The 21,280-nt window shown below is 61.3% G+C and carries 18 protein-coding genes; 10 read left to right on the top strand and 8 right to left on the bottom strand.

All coding sequences use genetic code 11. From position 1 onward, the window contains the following. The first annotated feature begins 110 nt into the window (after positions 1 to 110). The 5 genes from OP495_RS13165 to OP495_RS13185 all read left to right on the top strand — a co-directional run bounded on the left by OP495_RS13165 (position 111) and on the right by OP495_RS13185 (position 5,339). The gene (locus OP495_RS13165; RefSeq protein ID WP_280569849.1) at positions 111 to 1,592 is read left to right on the top strand and encodes an MDR family MFS transporter; all 1,482 of its coding nucleotides are present in this window, start codon (positions 111 to 113) and stop codon (positions 1,590 to 1,592) included. Then, positions 1,589 to 2,617, top strand: coding sequence for an iron-siderophore ABC transporter substrate-binding protein (locus OP495_RS13170; protein ID WP_280569851.1), 1,029 nt, complete (start codon positions 1,589 to 1,591; stop codon positions 2,615 to 2,617). Before OP495_RS13165 ends, OP495_RS13170 begins: the two co-directional genes overlap by 4 nt. Next, a complete protein-coding gene (locus tag OP495_RS13175) occupies positions 2,611 to 3,609 on the top strand; it encodes an iron ABC transporter permease (protein ID WP_280569853.1) in 999 nt (332 codons plus the stop codon). Before OP495_RS13170 ends, OP495_RS13175 begins: the two co-directional genes overlap by 7 nt. A 2-nt stretch (positions 3,610 to 3,611) precedes the next feature. After that, positions 3,612 to 4,652, top strand: coding sequence for an iron ABC transporter permease (locus tag OP495_RS13180; protein ID WP_280569855.1), 1,041 nt, complete (start codon positions 3,612 to 3,614; stop codon positions 4,650 to 4,652). A gap of 63 nt (positions 4,653 to 4,715) precedes the next feature. Next, entirely contained in the window at positions 4,716 to 5,339 is a 624-nt protein-coding gene (locus OP495_RS13185; RefSeq protein WP_280569857.1) for an RraA family protein, read from the top strand. Between the two features lie 77 nt (positions 5,340 to 5,416). On the opposite strand, the gene OP495_RS13190 is transcribed toward OP495_RS13185, so the two are convergent. From OP495_RS13190 to OP495_RS13210, 5 genes are read right to left on the bottom strand one after another with little or no spacing between them, the layout of a single operon-like run. After that, positions 5,417 to 7,420, bottom strand: coding sequence for an IucA/IucC family protein (locus tag OP495_RS13190; protein ID WP_280569859.1), 2,004 nt, complete (start codon positions 7,418 to 7,420; stop codon positions 5,417 to 5,419). A gap of 8 nt (positions 7,421 to 7,428) precedes the next feature. After that, entirely contained in the window at positions 7,429 to 8,220 is a 792-nt protein-coding gene (locus OP495_RS13195; protein WP_280569861.1) for an aldolase/citrate lyase family protein, read from the bottom strand. Continuing rightward, a complete protein-coding gene (locus OP495_RS13200) occupies positions 8,214 to 10,109 on the bottom strand; it encodes an IucA/IucC family protein (protein ID WP_280569863.1) in 1,896 nt (631 codons plus the stop codon). Before OP495_RS13200 ends, OP495_RS13195 begins: the two co-directional genes overlap by 7 nt. Before the next feature lie 44 nt (positions 10,110 to 10,153). After that, entirely contained in the window at positions 10,154 to 11,416 is a 1,263-nt protein-coding gene (locus OP495_RS13205) for a type III PLP-dependent enzyme (RefSeq protein WP_280569865.1), read from the bottom strand. Then, entirely contained in the window at positions 11,409 to 13,223 is a 1,815-nt protein-coding gene (locus tag OP495_RS13210; protein ID WP_280569867.1) for an IucA/IucC family protein, read from the bottom strand. The genes OP495_RS13205 and OP495_RS13210 overlap by 8 nt, the downstream gene beginning before the upstream one ends. 394 nt (positions 13,224 to 13,617) lie before the next feature. On the opposite strand from OP495_RS13210, the gene OP495_RS13215 reads away from it, so the two are divergent. Beyond that, complete coding sequence (locus tag OP495_RS13215; RefSeq protein WP_280569869.1) at positions 13,618 to 14,469, top strand: ABC transporter ATP-binding protein; 852 nt, start codon at positions 13,618 to 13,620, stop codon at positions 14,467 to 14,469. After that, positions 14,466 to 15,368: a sucrase ferredoxin gene (locus OP495_RS13220; RefSeq protein WP_280569871.1), complete on the top strand. Its 903-nt coding sequence runs from the start codon at positions 14,466 to 14,468 to the stop codon at positions 15,366 to 15,368. The genes OP495_RS13215 and OP495_RS13220 overlap by 4 nt, the downstream gene beginning before the upstream one ends. A 32-nt stretch (positions 15,369 to 15,400) precedes the next feature. Here OP495_RS13220 and OP495_RS13225 read toward each other — a convergent pair whose 3' ends face one another. Continuing rightward, on the bottom strand, positions 15,401 to 17,074 hold the full coding sequence (locus OP495_RS13225; RefSeq protein ID WP_280569872.1) for a multidrug ABC transporter permease/ATP-binding protein: 1,674 nt from the start codon (positions 17,072 to 17,074) through the stop codon (positions 15,401 to 15,403). 264 nt (positions 17,075 to 17,338) lie between these two features. Here OP495_RS13225 and OP495_RS13230 point away from each other — a divergent pair, with 264 nt between their 5' ends. The 3 genes from OP495_RS13230 to OP495_RS13240 all read left to right on the top strand — a co-directional run bounded on the left by OP495_RS13230 (position 17,339) and on the right by OP495_RS13240 (position 19,122). Then, positions 17,339 to 18,214, top strand: coding sequence for an AEC family transporter (locus OP495_RS13230; protein WP_280561783.1), 876 nt, complete (start codon positions 17,339 to 17,341; stop codon positions 18,212 to 18,214). 119 nt (positions 18,215 to 18,333) lie between these two features. Continuing rightward, entirely contained in the window at positions 18,334 to 18,531 is a 198-nt protein-coding gene (locus OP495_RS13235) for a CsbD family protein (protein ID WP_280561784.1), read from the top strand. A 66-nt stretch (positions 18,532 to 18,597) separates the two neighbouring features. After that, a complete protein-coding gene (locus OP495_RS13240; RefSeq protein ID WP_280561785.1) occupies positions 18,598 to 19,122 on the top strand; it encodes a PRC-barrel domain containing protein in 525 nt (174 codons plus the stop codon). Positions 19,123 to 19,339: 217 nt separating this feature from the next. Here the strand turns inward: OP495_RS13240 and OP495_RS13245 are convergent, their stop codons facing one another. Continuing rightward, positions 19,340 to 19,738, bottom strand: coding sequence for a DUF4168 domain-containing protein (locus OP495_RS13245; RefSeq protein WP_280569874.1), 399 nt, complete (start codon positions 19,736 to 19,738; stop codon positions 19,340 to 19,342). Positions 19,739 to 19,828: 90 nt separating this feature from the next. Next, a complete protein-coding gene (locus tag OP495_RS13250) occupies positions 19,829 to 21,160 on the bottom strand; it encodes an aminotransferase class I/II-fold pyridoxal phosphate-dependent enzyme (RefSeq protein WP_280569877.1) in 1,332 nt (443 codons plus the stop codon). Positions 21,161 to 21,280: the final 120 nt, after the last annotated feature.

Raw genomic sequence — 21,280 nt, forward strand, 5'->3', positions numbered from 1 at the left:
CTTTGCATTAAACTTTGCAGCATGCCATCATTTTACTCCACTCCATGACGCATTCCTGATTCGCGTTATGCGAGGGCGATGCCTTCTCTGCTCCCATCAAGTGAGTATCCATGCCGAATGCTATCCGGCATGGCGGAAAGGTGCTGGTCAGTGTGCTGCTGGGTACCTTTACCGTCAGCCTCAATAACAGCGCTCTGAATCTTGCCGTGGCCGATTTGATGATCACCTTTGATGCCAGCGCCACGGACGTCAGTTGGGTGGTAACGCTCTTCATGATCACCATGGGCATGACCATGCCGCTCACTGGCGATCTCGCCGACCGCTTCGGTCGTAAGCACGTCTACCTACTGGGGTTGTGGGGATTTCTGGCTGGCTCAGCGCTCGGCGCCATGGCACAGAGCCTGGCGGGTATCATCCTCGCACGCGGACTGCAGGGCGTGGCAGCGGGGCTGATGATCCCTCTGTCTCTGTCATTGATCTTCTCCGCCTACCCCAGCGATCAACGAGGCCACGCCAGCGGAATATGGGGCTTCGCGGTGATGATCGCGCCCGCCATCGGCCCCAGCGTCGGTGGGCTGCTGCTCGAGGTCAGCCACTGGCGGGCGCTATTCTTGATGAACATGCCGTTCGCGCTGTTGGGGCTGCTATGCAGCTATCGTTATCTCCCGGCCGAAGCCGCCAATCATCGACGTCGGTTCGACCTGCCTGGCTTCGGGCTGATCACCTTGGGAATGGGCACAGTACTATTTTCCCTCAGCCGGGTGGAGACGCTGACGGATCTCTTACGCGTCGAGACTGTGCTGACGCTCGCGATCGGCCTGCTGGCACTCGTACTCTTCGTTTGCGTCGAGCGACGCACCGACACGCCCTTGCTCAATCTCTCACTGTTTTCCCATCGCAGGTATCGCCTCAGCGTCATCCTGGCTTGCCTACAGTCGATCATCCTGTTCGGCTGCATCCTGTTGGTGCCGCTGTGGATGCAGAACGCGCTGGGATTCGGCCCGCTGACCACGGGGCTCGTCTTTCTGGCTACTGCGCTAACTGCCGCCGTTTGCTCGCCCATCGCGGGTCGTATGATCGACCGCTACCCGCCACAGTGGTGCCTCAGCGTCGGGCTTCTGATCACCATGATAAGCCTGGCGGGGCTCGCCACACTGACAAAGGCCACGCCCGTGTGGATGATCGGCGCCTGGATGGGCCTGCGCGGCCTCGGCCTCGGCTGCGCCTATTTGCCCTCCACCACAGTGGGCATGAAGGAACTCCCCGAGTCCAACGTCGCCCAGGCCTCCGCCATGAACAACATGTCCCGCCGCCTGATCTCTTCGCTCGGCATCGTCGCGCTTTCTATCTACTACGATACCGCCGTGCAGGTTTCACTGAGCCAGGGCATTTCCTATACCGAGGCGAGTACCTCCGCCCTGCACCATGCCTTCCTGGCACTGGCGACGATCGCCGCTTGCTGCCTACCGCTGGCCTGGCGACTCGGCCGCGCCGTGATACGAAACGACGCTGCATCGCTAGACGACGCGTCATCATCTGAGCGCGACTCCCATCGTTTCTTGCAGACCGCATCCGCCAGGAGGCCGGAATGAAAGCTCGCATCCGAACCCGGAGCCTGTGTCTGGCGGCGTTGCTGGCGTCACTCATCCCCCTAGCGGCCATCGCCGACGATGCACGCGATGGACGCACCGTCACCAATGCGTTCGGCGACACCCACATTCCCGCCCGCCCGCAGCGTGTCGTCACCCTCTACCAGGGCGCGACGGACAGCGCCGTGGCGCTGGGCATCACGCCCGTCGGCGTCGTCGACTCCTGGCTCGAAAAGCCCATGTATCGCTATTTGCGTGATGCTCTCGACGGCGTCGAGCACGTCGGTCTAGAGACCCAGCCCAACCTGGAGAAGGTGGCCTGGCTGGCCCCCGACCTGATCGTGGCCACGCGCTTTCGCCACGAGCGAGTGCAGCCGCTGCTGGAGAAGATCGCACCGACGGTCGCGACAGACACCGTCTTCAATTTCAAAGCCACCCTGAGGCTGATCGCCGAGGCTACGGGACGAGAAGCCCGCGCCCACGAGCTACTCCAGGAGTGGGACACACGCGTGGCGGACTTCCGCCGACGAATCGCTGACAAACTGAGCGACGCCTGGCCACAGAAGGCCGCCGTGGTGCGCTTCAAGAGCGACCATGTCCGTATCTACTCGACGGGATTCGCCGGATCCATCCTCAATGAGTTGGGTTTCGAGCAACCCGACTCCCTGCACGACCAAGGCTGGGGCATGAAGCTTACCAGTGAGGAAAACATTCCGGTCATGAATGCCGACGTGATCTTCGTGCTACTGGAAACGAACGATCCCGCCATCATGCGGAACTATCGGCATTGGACCTCCCACCCTCTCTGGAAACGACTGGATGCCGTGCAAGACGAGCGTGTCTTCGAAGTGGACGCAGTAGACTGGATCATGGGCGGTGGCATCCTGGCCGCCAATGCCATGCTGGATGATCTATACACCCATTACGGGCTGGATGATCCTCATGAGTCCACGACGTCCGCCGCAGTCTGCGCCGATGAAACATCCTCGACGTCTCGCGTCCACGACAAGGAGTCGAGTGCATGCTGAATCATCGCGCCTCCCGAATTGCGGGGCTGTTGTTGGGGCTGGCCTTAGTCTCAGCGTCCTTCGCGGCAAGCGTCATGCTGGGTACCACGGATATCGCCCCGTCAACCTTCATCCAGGCCCTGATGCACTATGATCCTACTCGAGTCGCGCATATCATCATTGTCACGGAGCGCCTGCCACGCGCGGTCATCGCTGCCCTGGTCGGCGCCAGCCTGGCCATCGCCGGCGCCCTGATGCAGACCATGACGCGCAATCCCCTCGCTTCACCGGGTATCCTGGGAATCAACGCGGGGGCCATGTTCTTCGTGGTGATCGCGGTTTCTCTGCTGCCCCTCCACACTCCCGCCGAGTATGTCTGGGCGGCGCTACTGGGTGCTGTAGTCGCAGCCTCTCTAGTGGCCATGCTGAGTCGCGGTCGTCATGGGGAGCTGTCGTCGCTGCGGGTCGTGCTGGCGGGTGTGGCCGTCACCGCCATGTTCGTCTCGTTCAGTCAGGGCCTTTTGATCGTCGACCAACAGAGCTTCGAGAGCGTGCTCTACTGGCTGGCCGGTTCCGTGTCTGGGCGTGAGCTATCGGTAGTGATACCTCTGCTACCGTTCTTCGGCATCGCCCTGCTGCTGTGCATGCTGCTCGTCCGCCATGCCAATGCCCTGATGCTGGACGATGACATGGTCAAGGGCCTGGGCATGCGCGCCGGTACTATCAAGCTGTTACTGGGGCTAGTGGTAATCCTGCTCGCCGGCAGTTCGGTCGCACTCGCCGGCATGATCGGTTTCGTCGGCCTGATCGTGCCGCACATGGCGCGAGGGCTCTTCGGCGTCGACCATCGCTGGCTGCTGCCGGCGTGTGCCCTGCTGGGCGCGAGCCTGTTGCTGCTGGCCGATGTGGCCTCGCGCTTTTTGATGCCACCTCAGGATGTGCCGGTAGGCGTGATGACGGCGTTGATCGGCACGCCCTTCTTCATCTACTTGGCACGCAGGAAGCGGGCCTGACCATGACGCATTCCGCCTCCCTGACACAGCCAGGCAACGACACCGCCGCCACAAACCGCGCTGTCATCCTCAGCGCCCTGCTCGCACTAGTACTGCTGGTCAGCATGGGGCTCTCGCTGAGCCTAGGCAGCTTTCCCACCTCACTTGAACAGGTATTGCATGCCCTGTTCGCTCCCCGGGACAGCGACATCGCCTTCATCATCTGGGAACTGCGCCTGCCGCGCATCCTGCTGGCCGTGTTGGTGGGGGCGGCCCTGGCCGTGGCCGGCGCTATCCTCCAGGGCATCGTGCGCAATCCATTAGCTTCGCCGGACGTGATCGGCATCACCAGCGGCGCCGCCATGGCCGCCGTGATCTTCCTGGCACTATTCGGTACCGGCCTGAGTATCCATTGGCTGCCGGCCTCCGCACTGCTCGGAGCGGTGTTCTCCGCCCTGCTGGTGTTCTTGCTCGCCTGGAAGGGGGGTATTTCACCTTCGCGCATGGTACTGGTCGGTATCGGGCTCTCCGCCGCGATGGGCGCCGTCACCACCCTGTTGATCGTGATCAGCGACGATGCCGCCGCCATGGTCGCCTACGTGTGGCTAACCGGCAGCCTCTATGCCGCCCAATGGCAGGACGTACTCGGCATGCTCCCCTGGCTACTGATCGCCGTTCCCTTGTGCTTGTCCTATGCACGACACATGGACGCCATGGCGCTGGGGGATCAGGTAGCCCAAGGGCTGGGCGTGAACGTGTTGCGCAGCCGACTGGTGCTGATGGCCTGCAGCGTCGCGCTGGCGGGTGCGGCCGTGGCCTTTGCCGGGGGACTCAGCTTCGTGGGCTTGATCGCACCCCATATCGCCGCCCGCCTGGTAGGGCGGGAGTTCACCCGACTGGTGCCTGCCAGCGCCCTGGTGGGGGCATTGATCGTGCTCTATGCCGACCTGCTGGGTCGGGTGGCGTTCCTGCCCAAGGATCTGCCCGCCGGCATCTTCATCTCAGGCGTGGGCGCGCCCTTCTTCGTCTATCTGCTGCACCGCACCCGCTACCAGAATCATTGAAGCGATCTGCCCATCATCACTCACTCTTCATCGCTGATACCCATAGCAGATAAGGGAAACCCCATGTTTCATATCGCTCCCCGCCAGGACACCATCATGGCGGCGCAACGGCAACGCTATCGCACCCTTGCCACTTCCACCCTGGGGCATTTCACCGACTTCGGCGCCATCGCCTCCCTCTCCCCCATCCAGCGCCCTGTCCGACTTCTCGGCACGGCCGTAACGGTCAGGATTCCCTATGTCGACGGCAGTATCATCCGCGAGGCCCTGAAGATGGCCTGCCCGGGTGATGTACTGGTGATCGATGTGTCCGGCGATCACCGGCGTGCCTGCTGGGGCGAGTTCCGGGCCTATGCGGCACTACGCAAGCAGCTCGCGGGTGTCGTCACCAACGGCGCCATCACCGACTGGGGTGCTCTGTCCCGGTTGAATCTGCCCACCTACTCACGGACGACTAGCCCCCTGACCACCAGAGCGTTGGAACTGGAAGGCGAGATCAACACTCCCGTCGCCATCGACGGAGTGACGATCAACCCGGGAGATCTTGTAGTAGGCGACGACGACGGGATTTTCGTCATTCCTCCGCATCGTGCCGACACACTCGCCGATGCCGCAGAACGTAAGCAGGCTCAGGAGGAAGAGAAACGAAACGCCCTCGCAGTCGAGTTTCCCGAATGGTTTCGCTGAAGTAGCCGCTGCGCAGAAAACGCCACCTGTATGAAAAAACCGCCCGATGCTATGTCGGGCAGTATAGGTATCAAACCTCAGGCCTCGGTCAGTGCCTCTTTGATGCTTTCACCGGCCTGTCGCCTCACCCGCACGAAAGGATTACAGGTCGCGCTGGTGCCAAAGGGCATGCTGCCGGGTCCGCCGGCACGCTCGATGATCGGCGCGATGAGCCGTTTGTAGGGCCATTGCTCCCTCTCGAAGAGCTGCTCCTTGAGCATTTCGCGATCATGATCGTCGAAGAGCAGAGCGTCGATTCGAGCCTCGAGACGCATCGCCATTTCCCTCCACAGGTCACCCCGCAACAGCGTGTAGTGATCCGCCAGAGTGTCGATGATAGCGCGCATATTGACCTGGATCGCCAGTGTCTGCAGCCAGAACAGCAGGGCCTGGAGACTGTCGTGATAGAGAGTGTTGGCATGGCCTGGCTTGATGCAGTAGCAAGGGTCCTGCATGCCATGTCGCTCGAGGCGGTCGACGCTGATCCTCAGCGAATCGTGATCACGCAGCAGCAGCCCCTGGCATTGGCCGTCTCTGAAGACCAGCACGGCGTTCTGGCCATGCACTTCCGCCAGCATGCCGAGCCGCAACATGCGCAGGTTGATGTCGAAAAACACCTCGCAGAGCTCGCCGAATAGCCCCTGCACCGAGACGGCAGTGGCCGCCATGCCGAGCTGCGCCAGCCAGTCGTCGACCACATGATGCTCGCCGCCCGGCAGCGGAGTGCCCAGGGTCGCCATGGGCACCAGGCGAACGCCGGGATCGTCCAGCAGTTCGGGGGGATAGCTGCGCACCATGGCGGACAAGTGCCGCGGGGATTCGTCGAACAGCGTCGCTCCCTCCGGCATGTAGGCCCACCACTTGCCTTCATCGCACAAGTAGAGCCCTTCGGCGAGCCGGGCATCTTTCTCCCTGGCCTGGTGCAACAAGCGGGCGCTGAGATCGCCATTGAACATCTTGACCGCCGGCAGGTAGCGCGAGGCACCCAGGGAATGGATGGCCATCGGCAGCTTCAGGTAATGCGGACTCGCCGTGGTCGGGGCCAGCGAACGCAGCGAGGAAGTCGCGAGCCAGGGCTCCGTGACCGACGCCAGCGAGACGCAGTCGCCCACCGCGAAGGCCGCTTCCAGCCAATGGGGCAACGCATGCTCGTGCTGCCAGGGATGCACGGGAATGGCGATGTGGGTCCGGGCCAGCCCCCGCGAGTTCATCTCCCGCTCCAGCGCTTGACGACCCTCGTCGCCGACGAGCCATGTCACCGGCACCGGGCCGTTCTCGTCGACACCGGCACCGGTCATCAACCGGTCGCGGGCCATCGCGACCCAGCGCAGCGTAATGGGTGCATTGAACTCGGCCATATAGGCTCGGTACTCGCCCTCACTGAGCCTCTGCTTGGCCTTCGCCGTGGGATGGTAGGGTCGGTCGAGCAACGACGCCCACTGCTCCATGATCGCAAAATGTTCGGCCGTATCGCGGCCCAGCAAATCACGTGTCTCCACCCGGTGCTCCACCGAGCTTTCCGCCTGCCAGAGGCTATCGGACAGCGCCTCGAGAAACACCTGCTGTCCCTGCTCGAGAGCCTGATCGTCGTCATCCGTCATGGCACCCAAGACACGGCGCATGAAGGTGACCGAATCGAGTGACGCCCACTCCCCGTCCTCGTGATCCACCAGAATCACCGGGGTCCGGGACACCTTTTCCCACGCCTGGACGATACCAGGCTGCAGCAACATGACCACGCATTGGTGCCGATCCTGCGGCCAGATCCAGAACCACCGCGAGCAATGGTCGCCATCAAGGGCCTGGAACACCGGCAACCGGATGAGCCAGTCGTCAGCTCCGGAGGAGTCCTGCCAGACTGCGCCGAGATCGTCTAACATGCCCTCTACCAGAAGACCATCCACCAGCGACTGCATGATCTGCGCCTGGGCATGGTGCTGGACATTAAAAGGTTCCATGGTCGTGAACTCCGCAACGGTGTCAGTACGCTCGAGCGAGGCAAGATGGCTCGCCTCGAGAGAAGAAAGGGAACAAGTCGTCATCGGTGAACTCATGAACGGGAGGTCCCGTGCTGTTCAGGCACCCTGGCCTCGCCGAGCGCCTTCTGCAGGGCGCGAAAGGCGATGCCGCGCTCGTCACCCAGCATGAAGGCGTTGACGCCACACGCCTGCCATCGGGCTTTGGTGTCCGGATGACGCAGGAAGGCGCAATAGGGAAGCTGCCATGCACTCGCCGTGCGCTGGACCGCCCCCAACGCTTGGACGACATCGGGATGGCCGGTCTGCCAAGTCACACCCAGTGACTGGGACAGGTCCGCCGCCCCTTCCAGCACCATGTCGAGCCCCGGAACCGCGCAGATCGACTCGATCTCTGCAACGCCTCGATGGCTTTCGATCATAGCGACCACCATGATCTCCCGATTGGCCTCGGCGACGTACTCGGCAAGCGACGCCTTGCCGAAGCCTCCTGGCCGCCCGGCATTGAGGCTGCGCTCACCCTCTGGCGCGTACTTGCACGCAACCACGGCGCGCTCGAGGGTCGCGGCGTCTTCCACCTGAGGCAACACGATCCCTTGGGCACCACCGTCGAGAAGACGCAGCAGTGTCTTGGGGTCGGCATCTGCCACCCGCACCAGCGGTGTCAATTGGTAGCTCTCGGCGGTACGAATCATATGCTCCACGGTTTCCGGATTGATCAGCACGTGCTCGGTGTCGATCACCACGAAGTCGAATCCCGCCTCGGCGATCAACTCAATGGAAGCGGCCGCCGGCAGGGAGGCCAGAATCCCATGGACCTCCCTGCCCTCGACTAACGACTGCTTGAGTCGATTGGTCCTCAGCATGTCGCCTCCTTGCCGGGCGCGAAGGCCGCCAGCGGGTTGGGGACATGCTTGATTTGAGGAGTGTCATCACCGAACAGGCGACGTCGGGTAAGGGCTTCCACCTCCCACCACGGTGCGAAGACATCGAAGCACCGGTAGCGCTCGGCATGCTGAGGGTGGGCGCGCTGATAGGCCTTGATCGCGTCCGCCGCCATGGCCCAGAAGCGCGCCTCTTGCAGCCCGAAATGCCGCTGCAGAAAGATCGCCACCTCCGCCAGGGCAATGAAGAAGAAAGCGTCGCAGGAATAGTCCCGAACCGCGTGCGGGTCATCGGTGACGATGAAGGAGTTGCGGTTGAGGGCAGCGTGGCGCTCGGGGACGGGCTCCAGGACAGGGGCCAGCTCGGGGCGCGCCAGGTGCGAGGGGCTGAAGCGCACGCCATCGTGGAAATCCTTCAGCGCCACCCGGAGCGGCCAGCCGTCGCGATGAATGACCACGATATTCTGGCCATGGGACTCCATGCCCACGCCTTCGGCGAACAGCATGTGGATGATCGGCCAGGTGACGACATGCATCAGTTGCCGGGTCCAGGCGTCCAGCCCATGGTGTTCCACCCAGGGCGCGATGAAGGGGCTGACGGGCATCCCCTCGTCATCGCGAGTGAACTGGCTCAACCCATTGAAGGGCACGGCCTGCTCGCCGTCTTGCAGAAACTCGTCAATATTCTGGCGCCAGATAGCACCGACCTTGCCGTACACGTCGTGGTAACGAGCATCCGGGAAGGCCCGCTCATCCAGCGCCACGCCCGCCACTTCGCCGAGAATCACGAAGCCTGCGGCGCTGGCCGTCTCGTCGGTCGCGATGAGCCGCTGGAGCCATTCGGTGATGACGGGGGCGTTGGTGACGGTATGGCGCGCCAGGATACGCGTGCTGGACGTATTGGTCATGCTCATCGCCAGCTTGAGATACGGCTTGCCCGTATCCTGCGGGGCCAGGGTACGGATCGACTGCTGAGCGGTATAGGTCGCCTCCCCCTCGCCCAGCAGGGCGATCTCGCCGCTGGCAAGCTCAGGGTAGAGCACCGGAACCAGCGCATTTTCCCACTGCCAGGGATGCACCGGCATCAGCACGACCTCGTCTCGCGCCAGTCCCCGCCGCTCAAGGTAGTCGTCCAGACTCCCCAGTACTCGCGGCCCGGCATCCTCCGCTATACGGTCGGCTAGCGCCATCCCGTCGACTGCGCCGTGATGTGCCAGGCATGCCGGCACGGCAAGCCACCAGACCTGAAGCGGCTGGGCGAACTCCGGCCCATAACGCTGGTTGTCCAGCAGGGAGAAGCCTAACCGCGACTTGTAGCAGGGGTGATAGCTGTGCGCGTCGGTGAAGTACTGCTCCAGGGCATCGGCATCCAATGCCTGCGGTGTCTCATGAAAGGGCATCGGCCAGGCGGATGACTGCACGTCCTTGATCAACGTCTGCGTCAATTCGTTGACGAAGCCAGGCTGAATCGCAAGATCTCCCAGCGCCACCTCGAGGTCCCCGAGAAACCGCTGTAGGCTCAACGGCTCCGGGGTGCCCTCATGGTCCTCAACCACCAGAGTGGAATGCTCGAGACGGATCAACCGGAAGCTGTGGCATTGCCAGCCGTTCACCCGGTAGTGACGCGCCCCCAAGGTCAGCGAGAACGACGTGGCACCGGAATCACCGGACGCCGGTTCGGCGATAGCCTCGTGGGAAAGCACGTCTTCATAGAGCAGGGTCTGCAATAGCTGACCGACGACGCGTTGCTCGACACGAGCGTGATGCCGCCAGTGCTCCGGGAAGGCGAAGGGCATGGAGACGCAACCCAAGGCGTCCGAGGCGCCCACCGTTGCCGCGGCCTGCGGCAGAACACGTTCATGTGATGACATGATATACCTTCAAAACCTGATAAATGGACCAGCGGTTCCCTAGATCAGTCCACTGGCTCGGCGCGCCGGTTATCTCCCGTCTCGGGGACGCTGCTCTCGCGACTTTCGCGAACGAAGACCTGATCGGGACGTGGGTGGCACAGGAAATCCGCGTGAGAGATGTTATAGCCATAGGCGCCGGCCAGCGGCAGCACCAGCAGATCTCCCGCCTCGACTCCTTGCAACTCCTGCCGGCGACTCAACACATCCTTCGGGGTACACAGCTGCCCCACCACGGTCCAAGGGCGGCTCTTCCCCCCGAGTGCCCGTCGAGGGGCACGTGGCAGGTGAATGACCGGGTGGTCGTGGCCTTGGGCCGCGGGCAGGCGAAACTGGTGAGTGCCGCCCCGGCAGACGAGAAAGCCTTCCCCATGGCTGACCTTGGTATCGATCACCTCGATCGCGTAGTAGCCACAGAAGGCCGAGAGGAAACGCCCGATCTCGAAGCGCACCAGCGGGGGTTCGTGCATGTCCGCCAGACGTCGCTCCAGAGCCCAGCACAGGCTAGGCCAGTCGAACTGCTCGGAGGGCTGGAGGTAGTTCACGCCGATACCGCCTCCTACGTTGAGCTGGACCACCTGCTCGGGATGACGGGCCAGCGCTCGCCACTGTGGCCAGCGCTCCAGGTAGGAGGCCAGTAGCCGCTGGTGACGCCGTTCGCATGTCTGGTGCGACATGGCGTGAACATGGAAACCGATGAGCGTCAGGTTCGCAGCGTCATCGACAGCCCGGATGGCTTCGATCAACTGCGCCTCGTCGATGCCGAAAGGCGTGGCCGTGCCGGCCATCCTTAGACGACTGGAGAGGTCCTCGGGCAAAGCGGGGTTGATGCGCAGCAGCACCGGTTGCACGCACTCCAGCGAGGCCGCGACTGCCTGCAGGCGGGCTACTTCCCCGAGACTTTCGACATGAAAGGCCTCGACCCCTCGCGTCATAGCCGCACGCATGTCGGAATCGAGCTTGCCCGGCCCGGAGAGCACCCAGGGGCGCGGCGTCGAACAGGCGCAGGCACGTTCGATCTCGCCGCCGGACGACAGCTCGAGCCCATCCACCACAGGCGCCAGCGTATCGATGATGGCCGCCTCGCTGTTGGCCTTGATCGCATAGTAAAGCTCGACACCCGACGGCAATGCCGTCTTCATGGCGCCTCCCTGCGCCGCGAGAGCCGGCAGGTCATAGAAGAACGCCGCCATGGGATCGTGGCACGCCTGCCGATACGCCTCGATGGCGTCGAGCACATGCTCGGGAATGGTGACGGACTCACCCATAGGCCGCCTCCCTGTCCACCGCCCGGGTGATACACCAGGGATTGGGCAGTGCCACATACTCGGCATGGCGGTCCGCTTGGGCCATGAGCCTCAACTTGAAGTTGGTCTTGCAGGGCAGGTTCCCCCCCGCCAGCAACGCATCCAGCTCAGGAGTCGGCATCTCCAGGATCTGCCGAATGCGTCGCAACTCGTCCAGGGTGTCCTGCCATAGCGCATCGCCCAGGCCGGGCCGCTGCCAGCTCAGCGCCAGGATCGCCTCGGCGACATGATTGACGAGCAGGCAATAGGCGATGCGGTTCCACCCCTGCTCGCGGCGGTAGGTCATCGACTCCCTGACGCAGGGATGCAGTGACTCCCCCGCGAGCCAGTCCACGCCTTTGTCATCGGTCAACTTGGCCCCTTCGAAGTCACGCAGCAGCATCTGCCGGGGCATGCCCTCGTCGTGGATCAGCACGCAATTCTGCAAATGGGGCTCCATGACGATGCCATGGCGGAAGAATAGCCCCATGACCGGCGCCACCAGCGTACGCAGATAGGCCTGGAACCACTGTCGAACCCGGTGTTCCGACGGCAGTGCGCGATCTTCATCACCAGGCGTCGCCCTCTCGATGAAGGGCAGCACCATGGGAGACAACTGGGTATCACGGGCGAACAGCGTCGCGCTGAGCAGGCAGCGTTCCGGCAAGAATCGCTGACAGAAGTTTTCCCGTAGAATCACGCCGGTCTGTTCCCGGAACCAACGCTGGTCGGTCTCGTCGCCTTGGGGCGGCGCCCAGTGAACCGTAGCTGGTTCCTGTGCGACGCACAGCGTCTCCAGTGCCACGTCTTGCAACTGGGCGACCCGATGCATGATGCGGTCGATGACCAGCGTGCTTTCCAGCTCGTACCAAGCATTTTTGCGCACACAATTAGTGATGCGCACATTGAGTGATCCCTTTATGAACCAGGGATGTCCCTCGAGATACCAAGTACGCATGGAAGCGGTAGGAGCAGCGTGCCAGCCACTCGATCCAAGATCGCCGATGACCTTTGTCTGGATCATCTCCGCCACCCGGGTATCCTGCCGAAAGATATCAGCCTGTACCGGGTGCATGCCGAGCACCACACGATCGAGATCCTCCGCGCGACTCTGATCTGCCACATGCGGCAATACATCCAGGGTATTCAACCTATTGGCCTGGACGCTCAGCCCGGCCACGGGAAAGGAAAACTCATGCAGGGCCGTGGTGGTACCGAACTCGGGGGAGTAGGCAGGCTTCTTATTCTGCTGCATTTGAGTCGGCCATCGCCGGGCCTTGGGAGTGGGATGACTGGGATGCCCAAACCACAGCCCCTGCTCACTACAACGGTAGTCCGTCAACGGATGAAGCCTGGGCTGGTCGCCGGCATGAGCGACGATCGTCGTCATCACGTCCTGGCTTTGCACGACTTGATCGCACAATTCCTGATTAAGCGTGCCGTCATTCCACTGGCAGTGTTCCAACAGCGTAGCGATCAATTCTACCATTTCAGGTGCATGCCAGCCGCTGCCCTCTGCCTCGTGCAGGTAGACCTCGGAGAGATAGAAGTGACTACCGATCACCGAACGTCGGTCTACCATCACGAATAGCGACAACGATGCCGACCATTCGATCAGCAGCGGCATACCGTACAACTGTTCCGGCAGTCCATCGCGCCGAGCCGGCCATCGATGGAACACCGTGTCATGAGGAATTGCCACTTCCTTGATGAGGCAATTCAGCAACGCATGCATAGATGCGTGTCGGCTTATCTCGCCAGGTAAGCGAGAGAAACGGGCGTAGCTCATATAACCTCCGCGACAATACCTTCCTTTTAAATCTCACCTGCCTTGTGGCCAGCCGTGCCGTCAGTGCAAGGTTTCTGCTGGCAAGTAAGTCCGCGCTTCCCTCGCTAGTCACTTTGCGAAGTTGTACTGGATGGTCGTGCTTGTTATGCCGATCGAGCGATGAGAACCAGCGATATGCCTAGTCACCGAGGTGGTTGCTTAGGCAATCCCATTCAATAATGAGAATGATTATAATATAGATTAAAGTCAAGGCTAGCGCATGTCCGCCGACACGAATCATTAGCTCCCCATCGTGGTGGAAGGCCTAGCGGACGAACATGCCTATCAATATTGAAAATGAGAATTTTTTGCCTTACGGTTGGCATCCAAGGGATCCTGTAAACGAGCTATCTTCATGCCCTCGATACCTGCCAAGCTGCCGCGTCTGACAGGCGAAGCCCTATGCGCCGGGTACGAATCCCGACGCGTATTGGATGGCGTCGATCTAGCAGTGGCCGAGGGCAAGATAACGGTATTGCTGGGCCCCAACGGCAGTGGGAAATCGACGCTTTTGAAGACGCTGGCGCGCACGCTAATACCCAGCGCCGGACGCGTCTGTCTCGATGGTGAAGACATCCATCGCCGCAATACGCGAGAGGTGGCCCAGCGCCTGGGCATCCTGCCGCAAGGCCCTTCCACACCGGAGGGATTGACGGTCAGGCAACTGGTCGGCATGGGGCGCTTTCCTCACCGGCGGTTGTGGCGACAGGATACCGCGCAGGACGCTCGCGCTATCCGCGAAGCGATGGCCTATGCCGATGTCACGGCGTTCGCCGAACGCAGCGTCGATGCACTCTCCGGCGGTCAGCGGCAGCGGTGTTGGATCGCCATGGTGCTGGCCCAGGAAACCGATCTGATCCTGCTCGATGAGCCCACCACCTTCCTCGATCTCAAGGTGCAAGTGGACTTGCTGGAGCTGTTATCCCGCCTGGCCCACGAACACGGTCGCACCCTGCTGCTGGTGCTGCACGACCTCAATCTGGCGGCAGCTTACGCAGATCAATTGGTAATGATGCGTGAAGGTCATATTGTCACCAGTGGGGCGCCGGAGGACGTATTCACGGCCACCAACCTCAAGCATGTCTTCGATCTCAATGCTCATGTGCTCGAAGATCCCGAGACCGGCAGTCCGATCTGTGTACCGCACAAGAAATGTGGCCCTAATCGGCGTACCCAGTCCACCGACCACCAACGCTGTGTTTCATGAGCCACCGATTCTGCGCCGATCTCAGCCGTGAGCAGCATGATCCGCTAGCCGGCAGCGCCGCCCATGCTGAACGCAATCTGCTGATCAGTTGGCCTCGCGCCAAGTGGACACGCAACCTGCGTCATGCCCACGACATGCCGGATAGCCTGATACAAACCCTCGATGCCATCGCCGCCGACGGGAGGCGAATCAATCTGATTCATCGACGCGAGCAGGCCGACGATAGCCATCAGATATTTCTGATGCCCGAACGCCGACGGTTTGTAGTGCCTCGCGAGGCACTGGAGGCGTTTCTGGCCGCGTGGGAGTCAGGGTCGCCACTGACAGCATGGGAGGGAGAGCCGGTCAACCATGACCTGCTGCTTTGCTGCACCCACGGCAAGAAAGACAAGTGCTGCGCCAAGTATGGTTATCAAACCTACAAGCAGTTGGCCCAGGTCGTCGCAGCACACGGACTACCCTTTGATGTCTGGGAAAGCAGCCACTTGGGCGGGTGCCGCCTCGCCGCCAGCATCATCCTACTCTCGCCGGTGCGCAAGTACGGCCGCATTACACCGCAGCAGGCATTATTCTTCCTGCAAGCGGAGGCGCGAGGCCGACGCTTCCTGCCCGGCTATCGCGGCGATTCCCGACTGGAACCCGCGCAGCAGTGTGCCCAGCTCGCAGCCCTGGCCTTTCTGGAACGACGATACTCCCAGGCCAACTTGACGTTACAGGACGACACCGGCGACGAGCATCGGCGATGCATCCTGTGGCGATGGGAGCAAGATGGCGCGCATGGTCGGCTGCAGACCGTATGCGAAACGACGACGATGCTGCGTGTCGACATGTGCTCTGATCTGGACGATGGCCCCTCCGAAAGCTTTGTCTGGCATACCACCGAGGTCTCACCCGCATGACAATGGGAGGCCGCTCCAGCAGTCGTCGTCCCTCACACCTCGCCTGATGTGTCTTCGAGCCGTGCCACTGCATCACGGCTGACGCGGTCGCGCATCTCGCCGGTCAGTTCACTCAACTGCCCCGCGCGCATTTCCAGTAGCCGGTCGGCGTGCTGGAAGTAGTGATCGTCGTGGCTGATGGCGAAGACGGTCTTGCCGTGTTCGCGCAGTATAGGCAACAGCTCGCGGTAGAAGATACGCCGGAACTGTGGATCCTGATCCGCCGCCCATTCGTCGAGCAGCAGGATATCGCGCTGTTCGGCCACCGCCAGGAGCAATGCCAGGCGCTTGCGCTGCCCCTGAGACAGCTGCGTGTCGGTGACCCGCCAGCCATCGAAATGCAGCTTCTCGCCCATGCCCAGTCGCGCGATCCAGGCGTCGGTCAAGGCCGTGTCCGGCGCCTCGCCATCGGGGCCGATCACCTGATCGAAGAGATGGAAGTCGGTGAACACGGCGGCGAAGCGACTGCGAAACGCTTGCCAACCCTCTTCATCGACGGGCCGTCCATCGATGAGGACCTCGCCGGCATATGGCTGATAAAGTCCGGTCAGCAGGCGCGCCAGCGTCGATTTGCCACTGCCATTGCCACCGATCAGGAATACCAGCTCACCGCGCGATAAGGTGAGATCGACCGGGCCCACTTCAAATCCGCGACCATGCTCGCCGGCAGCATAGGCAAAGGTCACGCCGCGTAGCTCTAATGTCTGCCAGTCGCCGTGCGCAGCGTTATCACCGAATTCGGCGCTATACTCGGTCAGCTCCAGTGCCTTGAGCTTGTCGAAGGCGACCTGGGCACTGAGCAGCGTGGGCAAGGCTCCGACCGCCTGGATCAAGGGTGTGCGCAGGAACAGCAGGGTCAGCGAATAGGTCGCCGCCACGTTGGTATTGGCCCAACCGAGGCCATTGGCGAGGAAGAACACCATGCCGATGGCGCCCAGCATCATGATGTTCGACCAGTTCACTGCACTCAGGTGGAAAGTGTCGGAGCGGATGATGTGATGCCGATAGGCCTTGGCATCGCGCTCGTAGACATCCTCGTAAAGCGACCGCGCGCGATCGCGATTGAGGGCCAGTTCCTTGCGACCGTCGATTACCGCCTCGTAATCCTTGTAGAGCCGGTCTTCGGTGTCGCGCACCTTCCCCAGATGGCGATACACATGCGAGACCAGATACCATCCTCCCACCACGGTCACCGCTACCCAAAGCGCGGTGATGAACAGCATCCCCGGCGAGAGCCAGGCCAGATAAGCCGCCGAGCCCAGCGTCAGTATTACACCCTGCACCAGCTCGGGAAGTCGCACGAAGGCGGTGGTGATATTACGGATGTCGCTGGACAGGCTGGCCAGCAGGTGCGCGCTGCCCAGTCGCTCGAGTCGTTCGATGTCGGTATCCAGAATCCGCTTGATCAGACGTCCACGCAGGCGATAGACGAAATGATGGCCAAGCACGGTCAGCGCCAGTTGCGAACCGAGCGTCACCGCCAGCAGCAAGACGATTAGCCCCAGGAACTGAGGCAGTACCACAAGTGGGTCGCCTTGGGCCTCGATCAAATACCGGTTGATAAAAGCGATGACCCCGATACCGAGCCCCGCGCTGGCCAGGCTCAACACCATGACACCGATGAACGGCCAGCGATAATCGCGGTAGACGACGCGCAAAAGTTCCATGCAGTTCTCTAAACGTTTTTTGAAAATAGCGACGCGCCGCGTTATACGCGACGCTGGTGAATGTCAGCGTGGTCCACGATTCTTGCCAATTATCGCGCCACGTCAAGGTAAAGGATTCTCGTTTTCGTATGCACGTTGCAACGATTCACCACGATTGGCGACAATAACACCCTATATGGCACTTTCCGCGACCCTCACAGTCGCGTTCAACATCGTCCCGTCCACTTCTACAGCGTGGACACAGACCCTTAATCAGGCTCGCGCATGCTCGCCCAACTCTTCGCTGTCATGGCCCCCGTCTTCGTGGGCGCCAGTATCGGATTTTTCTGGATACGCCTGGGATATGCGTATCCCACCGACTTCGTCACCAAACTGGTCTTCAATGTCGGCACGCCGTCATTGATCCTCGCCTCGCTCTCCGGGGCCAACATCGATGCCCACACCTTTGGGCGCACCATGCTGAGCACGCTGGGCGTGCTTCTGATCATGGCACTGGCGACCTGGTTGATGGCCATGCTGCTGCGCAAGAACTGGCGCGTGCTGCTGGCGCCCATGATGTATCCCAATACCGGCAACATGGGCTTGCCGGTGGCGCTTTATGCGTTTGGCAACGAGGGCTTCGCCTATGCGATCACCGTGATGGTGACCGTCGCCCTGGTGCAGTTCACCTTCGGGGTGATGATGATCAGCCGCAGCAATCCGCTGAAGAGCCTGCTGCGCACGCCCACCGTGTATAGCATTCTGCTGTCGGTGGCCATCCTGCTGACGGATACCGACCTGCCGTTGTGGATCGACAATACCGTGGAGCTGATCTCCGGCTTCACCGTCCCCTTGATGCTGATCACCCTTGGCGTCTCGCTGGCCAACATCCAGGTGCGCAGCCTGTCTTCGGGGCTCGCCTTCAGCCTGCTGCGCACGGTACTCGCCGTTTGCGTGGCCTTCGGCGTGGGCTGGCTTCTAAACCTCCCGCCCCTGGCGCAAAGCGTGCTCGTGTTGCAAATGAGCATGCCGGTGGCAGTCTATAACTATCTCTTCGCACAACACTCACGGCGCGAGCCGGAATATGTTGCCAGCCTGGTATTTTGTTCCACATTACTGGCCTTTATCTATGTGCCGCTGCTGCTGGCGCTGTTCATGTAGCGTACGTGTACTGACGCATGGCGTGTAATTGTCAAGGCACACATCCCTGTTATGCTTCATAATGAATGCGACGCACAGGAAGCGCTCGCGTTGTTGGCAAACGTTCAGGAGGAACCGCCATGAATTGGGATCAGATAGAAGGCCGTTGGACCGAGGTCAAAGGCAAGGCCAAAGCATCCTGGGGCGAAATGACCGACGATGAACTCGACCAAGTCGCCGGCAAGCGTGATCAACTGATCGGCAAGCTGCAGACCAAATACGGGATCAGCAAGGAAGACGCCGAAAAGCGCGCCGACGACTGGGCTCGTTCGGTCTGACTACCCATCTCGCCAGTGATTCGACACCCGTCGAATAGATATAACCGACGAAGAAGGAGCTTCTCAATGCGACACTCACTGCATCGCATGACGCAAACTGCCGTTCTCATCGGCGGCCTGAGTCTGACAGGTGCCGCTTTCGCGCAATCTCAATCCCAGCCCCAAGGGCTCTACTCAGGCGATGAGCTGATGGATGCCGATGTTTTCCTCGCAGAAAACCCCAACGAAGATGTGGGTGACGTCGAGGACGTGCTGCTTGGTGAGGACATGAGTGTTCAAGCCTTGGTCATCGAAACTGGAGGCGCCCTCGATCTCGGCGATACGCATCGTGTCGTCGACCGTGACGACTTCACTTTGAAAACCCAAAACGCCGACGACCTCGACAACTTGGACTATCGCGTCACACTCGATATGACGCGTGATGACATCGCCAAGCTACCTGAGTACGACAACGACTGGTGGCAGAATGCCAAGGGACAAGCCCGCCAGGCATGGACAGATACCAAGCAAAGTGCCAAAAGCGCTTGGCAAAGCACCAAGTCGGCCACCGCGGATTTGCTGGACAATGCCAGCGACGCCCTCAACGACTGATCGTCAGGTTCTCCGCCCATAAAGGGTGAAACCATGAGAAGGCCCGCCACCATGGCGGGCCTTCTTCATGTCGACTGACGGCACCCATATTATCGAACCGCCACCTTGGGTGGGGAGGCGAAACATGAAAAAGGCCACCCGAAGGTGGCCTTTTTCGCGAAGCTTGTATCACTTGGCACCGGCACGAAGTGCGACGATACCGCAATATCCGATTCGCTTACTGCTGCTGGCCTTGGGTCATGCCTTGAACACGCTTCATGAGCTGAGGATCCTGCTGGATCGCCTGACCGATGGAGTTGAACTCTTCGACACTCATGCCGCTATCTTCAACAACGCTGACCATCTCTTTATTGGCCTTTTCACGAAGCTCTTTCTGCTTGTCTTCGCCATCCGCATTCTGAAGCTGCTTGGTGTACTTCTGGGAAACTTTAGAAATTTCTTCAGATGCATCGGCGAACTGCTGAAGCTGTTCGTCAGAAAAATCCTGAGAGGACGCGCCCTGAGTCTGGGTGGTCCCGCTTGCTGCCGGGTCTTCCTGCTGTGCCATGGCGCCCTGTGCCGCTACCATTCCGGTCGTCAGCATAGCCGCTGAAACAAGAGCAGTGATCCGTTGCATGAATACCTCCAGGTTATTGCGTGTGCGTGATTATTGTGACGCCACTGTAGTGGGTGAGTTCACATTTTCTATGTAACAGAGTGTGAACATTCAAACAGCACCCAACCAGGCCGTCAACGCCTCGATACCATAACGCACGGTGGCCAATTCGGGAACGGCCATCGCCGATTCGGGATCGTCGGGACACTCACGGGCCAATAGCGACTTACCATCGAAATCCACGTAGGCCAAACGCGCCGTCAACTGCGTCGGTTCACAGCCAAACGCACTGCCCGGTAAAAGCGCGATACCTGCCTCTTCGAGCAGCGTCGCGGTCAACTCGGCACTGGTGGTAATCCCACGCACTCGTAGTACCTCGCGGTACGCGCTGAAATCGGGGAACAGATAGAAGCCGCCATCCGGCGCATGCGTGCGAACCCCGGCCGCTTCGAGGCGTTGCGCGCACCACTGCCCAATCACCCGCAGCCAGCGCCTCTGCGCGTCGAGATAGGCTTCCAGCGCCGGCGTAACGCTATACGCAGTGATCGCCGCCGCCTGGACTGGACTCGACACGCTCGACCAGGTTTCCGAGGCGATGCCCAGCAACCGCGTGAGCAACTCATCGCCCAGCGTCTCGGGCAGATTCAACACGCCCAGGCGCCATCCGCCCGCGCCGCACCATTTGGAAAGCCCACTGGTGGTCAAAGTACCCTCGGGGTAATCGCGTGCGAAGGGGCGATGCGCACCGCGATGATCGAGCGGCCCGTAGATCTCATCAGAGAGCACCAGCACGCCGTGGCGCTTGGCAACCGCAGCCAGTTGACGCTGCATCTCAGGCTCATACGACAACCCAGTAGGATTGCCGGGGGCGTTGAGAATGAGAAGCCTCAAGCCAGGGCCATGCTCGCGGCAATGCCGATCGAGCTGTTCGGGGGTCACCAGCCAGCGACTCTCGAAACTCGTTTCCAGGCGTACAGCAGACTGCCCTGCCAGTCGCGCCTGTGGCGCATAGGAGACCCAGGCCGGCGCCGGAATGAGCACTTCGGCGCGCGGCAAGGCCTTCATCAGCGTAAATAGCAGTAACTTGCTCCCCGGGGCGATCAATACGCGTTCGGCTCGCCAGTCGGTACCGTCCATATGGCGATGAAACGCCGCCACCTGCTCGCGCAGCGCCGCCATGCCCTGCACCGGCAGATAGGCCTTGTCGGCGGCATGTTCAGCCAGCGTTTCCACCGCCGAGGCGAAGACCGGAAACGGCGATTGACCGAAACCGAACTTGATGATGCGCCGCCCTTGCGTTTCGAGTAGACGCGATTGCTCATTGATCAAAAGCGTATCCGAGGCGGCGGTGGCATTCTGATCGTCGGCATACCCCCAGCCCAGCCAATCGGCGGCGCTGGTAACTGGCCTTGGGGCATCCGAAAGAGGCGCGGAAGTGATCATGGCAAACTCCAGAGAAACGATGTTAAGGCGAGTACATCACTCGACGTGTAGACGCGAGATCAGTGCCTCGCGCTGGCGCAGGGCGAGCACCGCGTCGTGCCCCATCTCGCGGGCCACGCG

It is taken from the genome of Chromohalobacter sp. 296-RDG, assembly GCF_029889885.1.
In the GTDB taxonomy this organism is placed as follows: domain Bacteria; phylum Pseudomonadota; class Gammaproteobacteria; order Pseudomonadales; family Halomonadaceae; genus Chromohalobacter.

What these genes read in the sequence shown, in the direction of transcription:
- OP495_RS13245 (WP_280569874.1), bottom strand. Translation starts at nt 19,738, where the DNA reads ATGCAACGGATCACTGCTCTTGTTTCAGCGGCTATGCTGACGACCGGA.
- OP495_RS13165 (WP_280569849.1), top strand. Translation starts at nt 111, where the DNA reads ATGCCGAATGCTATCCGGCATGGCGGAAAGGTGCTGGTCAGTGTGCTG.
- OP495_RS13180 (WP_280569855.1), top strand. Translation starts at nt 3,612, where the DNA reads ATGACGCATTCCGCCTCCCTGACACAGCCAGGCAACGACACCGCCGCC.
- OP495_RS13230 (WP_280561783.1), top strand. Translation starts at nt 17,339, where the DNA reads ATGCTCGCCCAACTCTTCGCTGTCATGGCCCCCGTCTTCGTGGGCGCC.
- OP495_RS13225 (WP_280569872.1), bottom strand. Translation starts at nt 17,074, where the DNA reads ATGGAACTTTTGCGCGTCGTCTACCGCGATTATCGCTGGCCGTTCATC.
- OP495_RS13170 (WP_280569851.1), top strand. Translation starts at nt 1,589, where the DNA reads ATGAAAGCTCGCATCCGAACCCGGAGCCTGTGTCTGGCGGCGTTGCTG.
- OP495_RS13240 (WP_280561785.1), top strand. Translation starts at nt 18,598, where the DNA reads ATGCGACACTCACTGCATCGCATGACGCAAACTGCCGTTCTCATCGGC.
- OP495_RS13205 (WP_280569865.1), bottom strand. Translation starts at nt 11,416, where the DNA reads ATGGGTGAGTCCGTCACCATTCCCGAGCATGTGCTCGACGCCATCGAG.
- OP495_RS13235 (WP_280561784.1), top strand. Translation starts at nt 18,334, where the DNA reads ATGAATTGGGATCAGATAGAAGGCCGTTGGACCGAGGTCAAAGGCAAG.
- OP495_RS13200 (WP_280569863.1), bottom strand. Translation starts at nt 10,109, where the DNA reads ATGTCATCACATGAACGTGTTCTGCCGCAGGCCGCGGCAACGGTGGGC.
- OP495_RS13185 (WP_280569857.1), top strand. Translation starts at nt 4,716, where the DNA reads ATGTTTCATATCGCTCCCCGCCAGGACACCATCATGGCGGCGCAACGG.
- OP495_RS13190 (WP_280569859.1), bottom strand. Translation starts at nt 7,420, where the DNA reads ATGACGACTTGTTCCCTTTCTTCTCTCGAGGCGAGCCATCTTGCCTCG.
- OP495_RS13195 (WP_280569861.1), bottom strand. Translation starts at nt 8,220, where the DNA reads ATGCTGAGGACCAATCGACTCAAGCAGTCGTTAGTCGAGGGCAGGGAG.
- OP495_RS13250 (WP_280569877.1), bottom strand. Translation starts at nt 21,160, where the DNA reads ATGATCACTTCCGCGCCTCTTTCGGATGCCCCAAGGCCAGTTACCAGC.
- OP495_RS13210 (WP_280569867.1), bottom strand. Translation starts at nt 13,223, where the DNA reads ATGAGCTACGCCCGTTTCTCTCGCTTACCTGGCGAGATAAGCCGACAC.
- OP495_RS13220 (WP_280569871.1), top strand. Translation starts at nt 14,466, where the DNA reads ATGAGCCACCGATTCTGCGCCGATCTCAGCCGTGAGCAGCATGATCCG.
- OP495_RS13175 (WP_280569853.1), top strand. Translation starts at nt 2,611, where the DNA reads ATGCTGAATCATCGCGCCTCCCGAATTGCGGGGCTGTTGTTGGGGCTG.
- OP495_RS13215 (WP_280569869.1), top strand. Translation starts at nt 13,618, where the DNA reads ATGCCCTCGATACCTGCCAAGCTGCCGCGTCTGACAGGCGAAGCCCTA.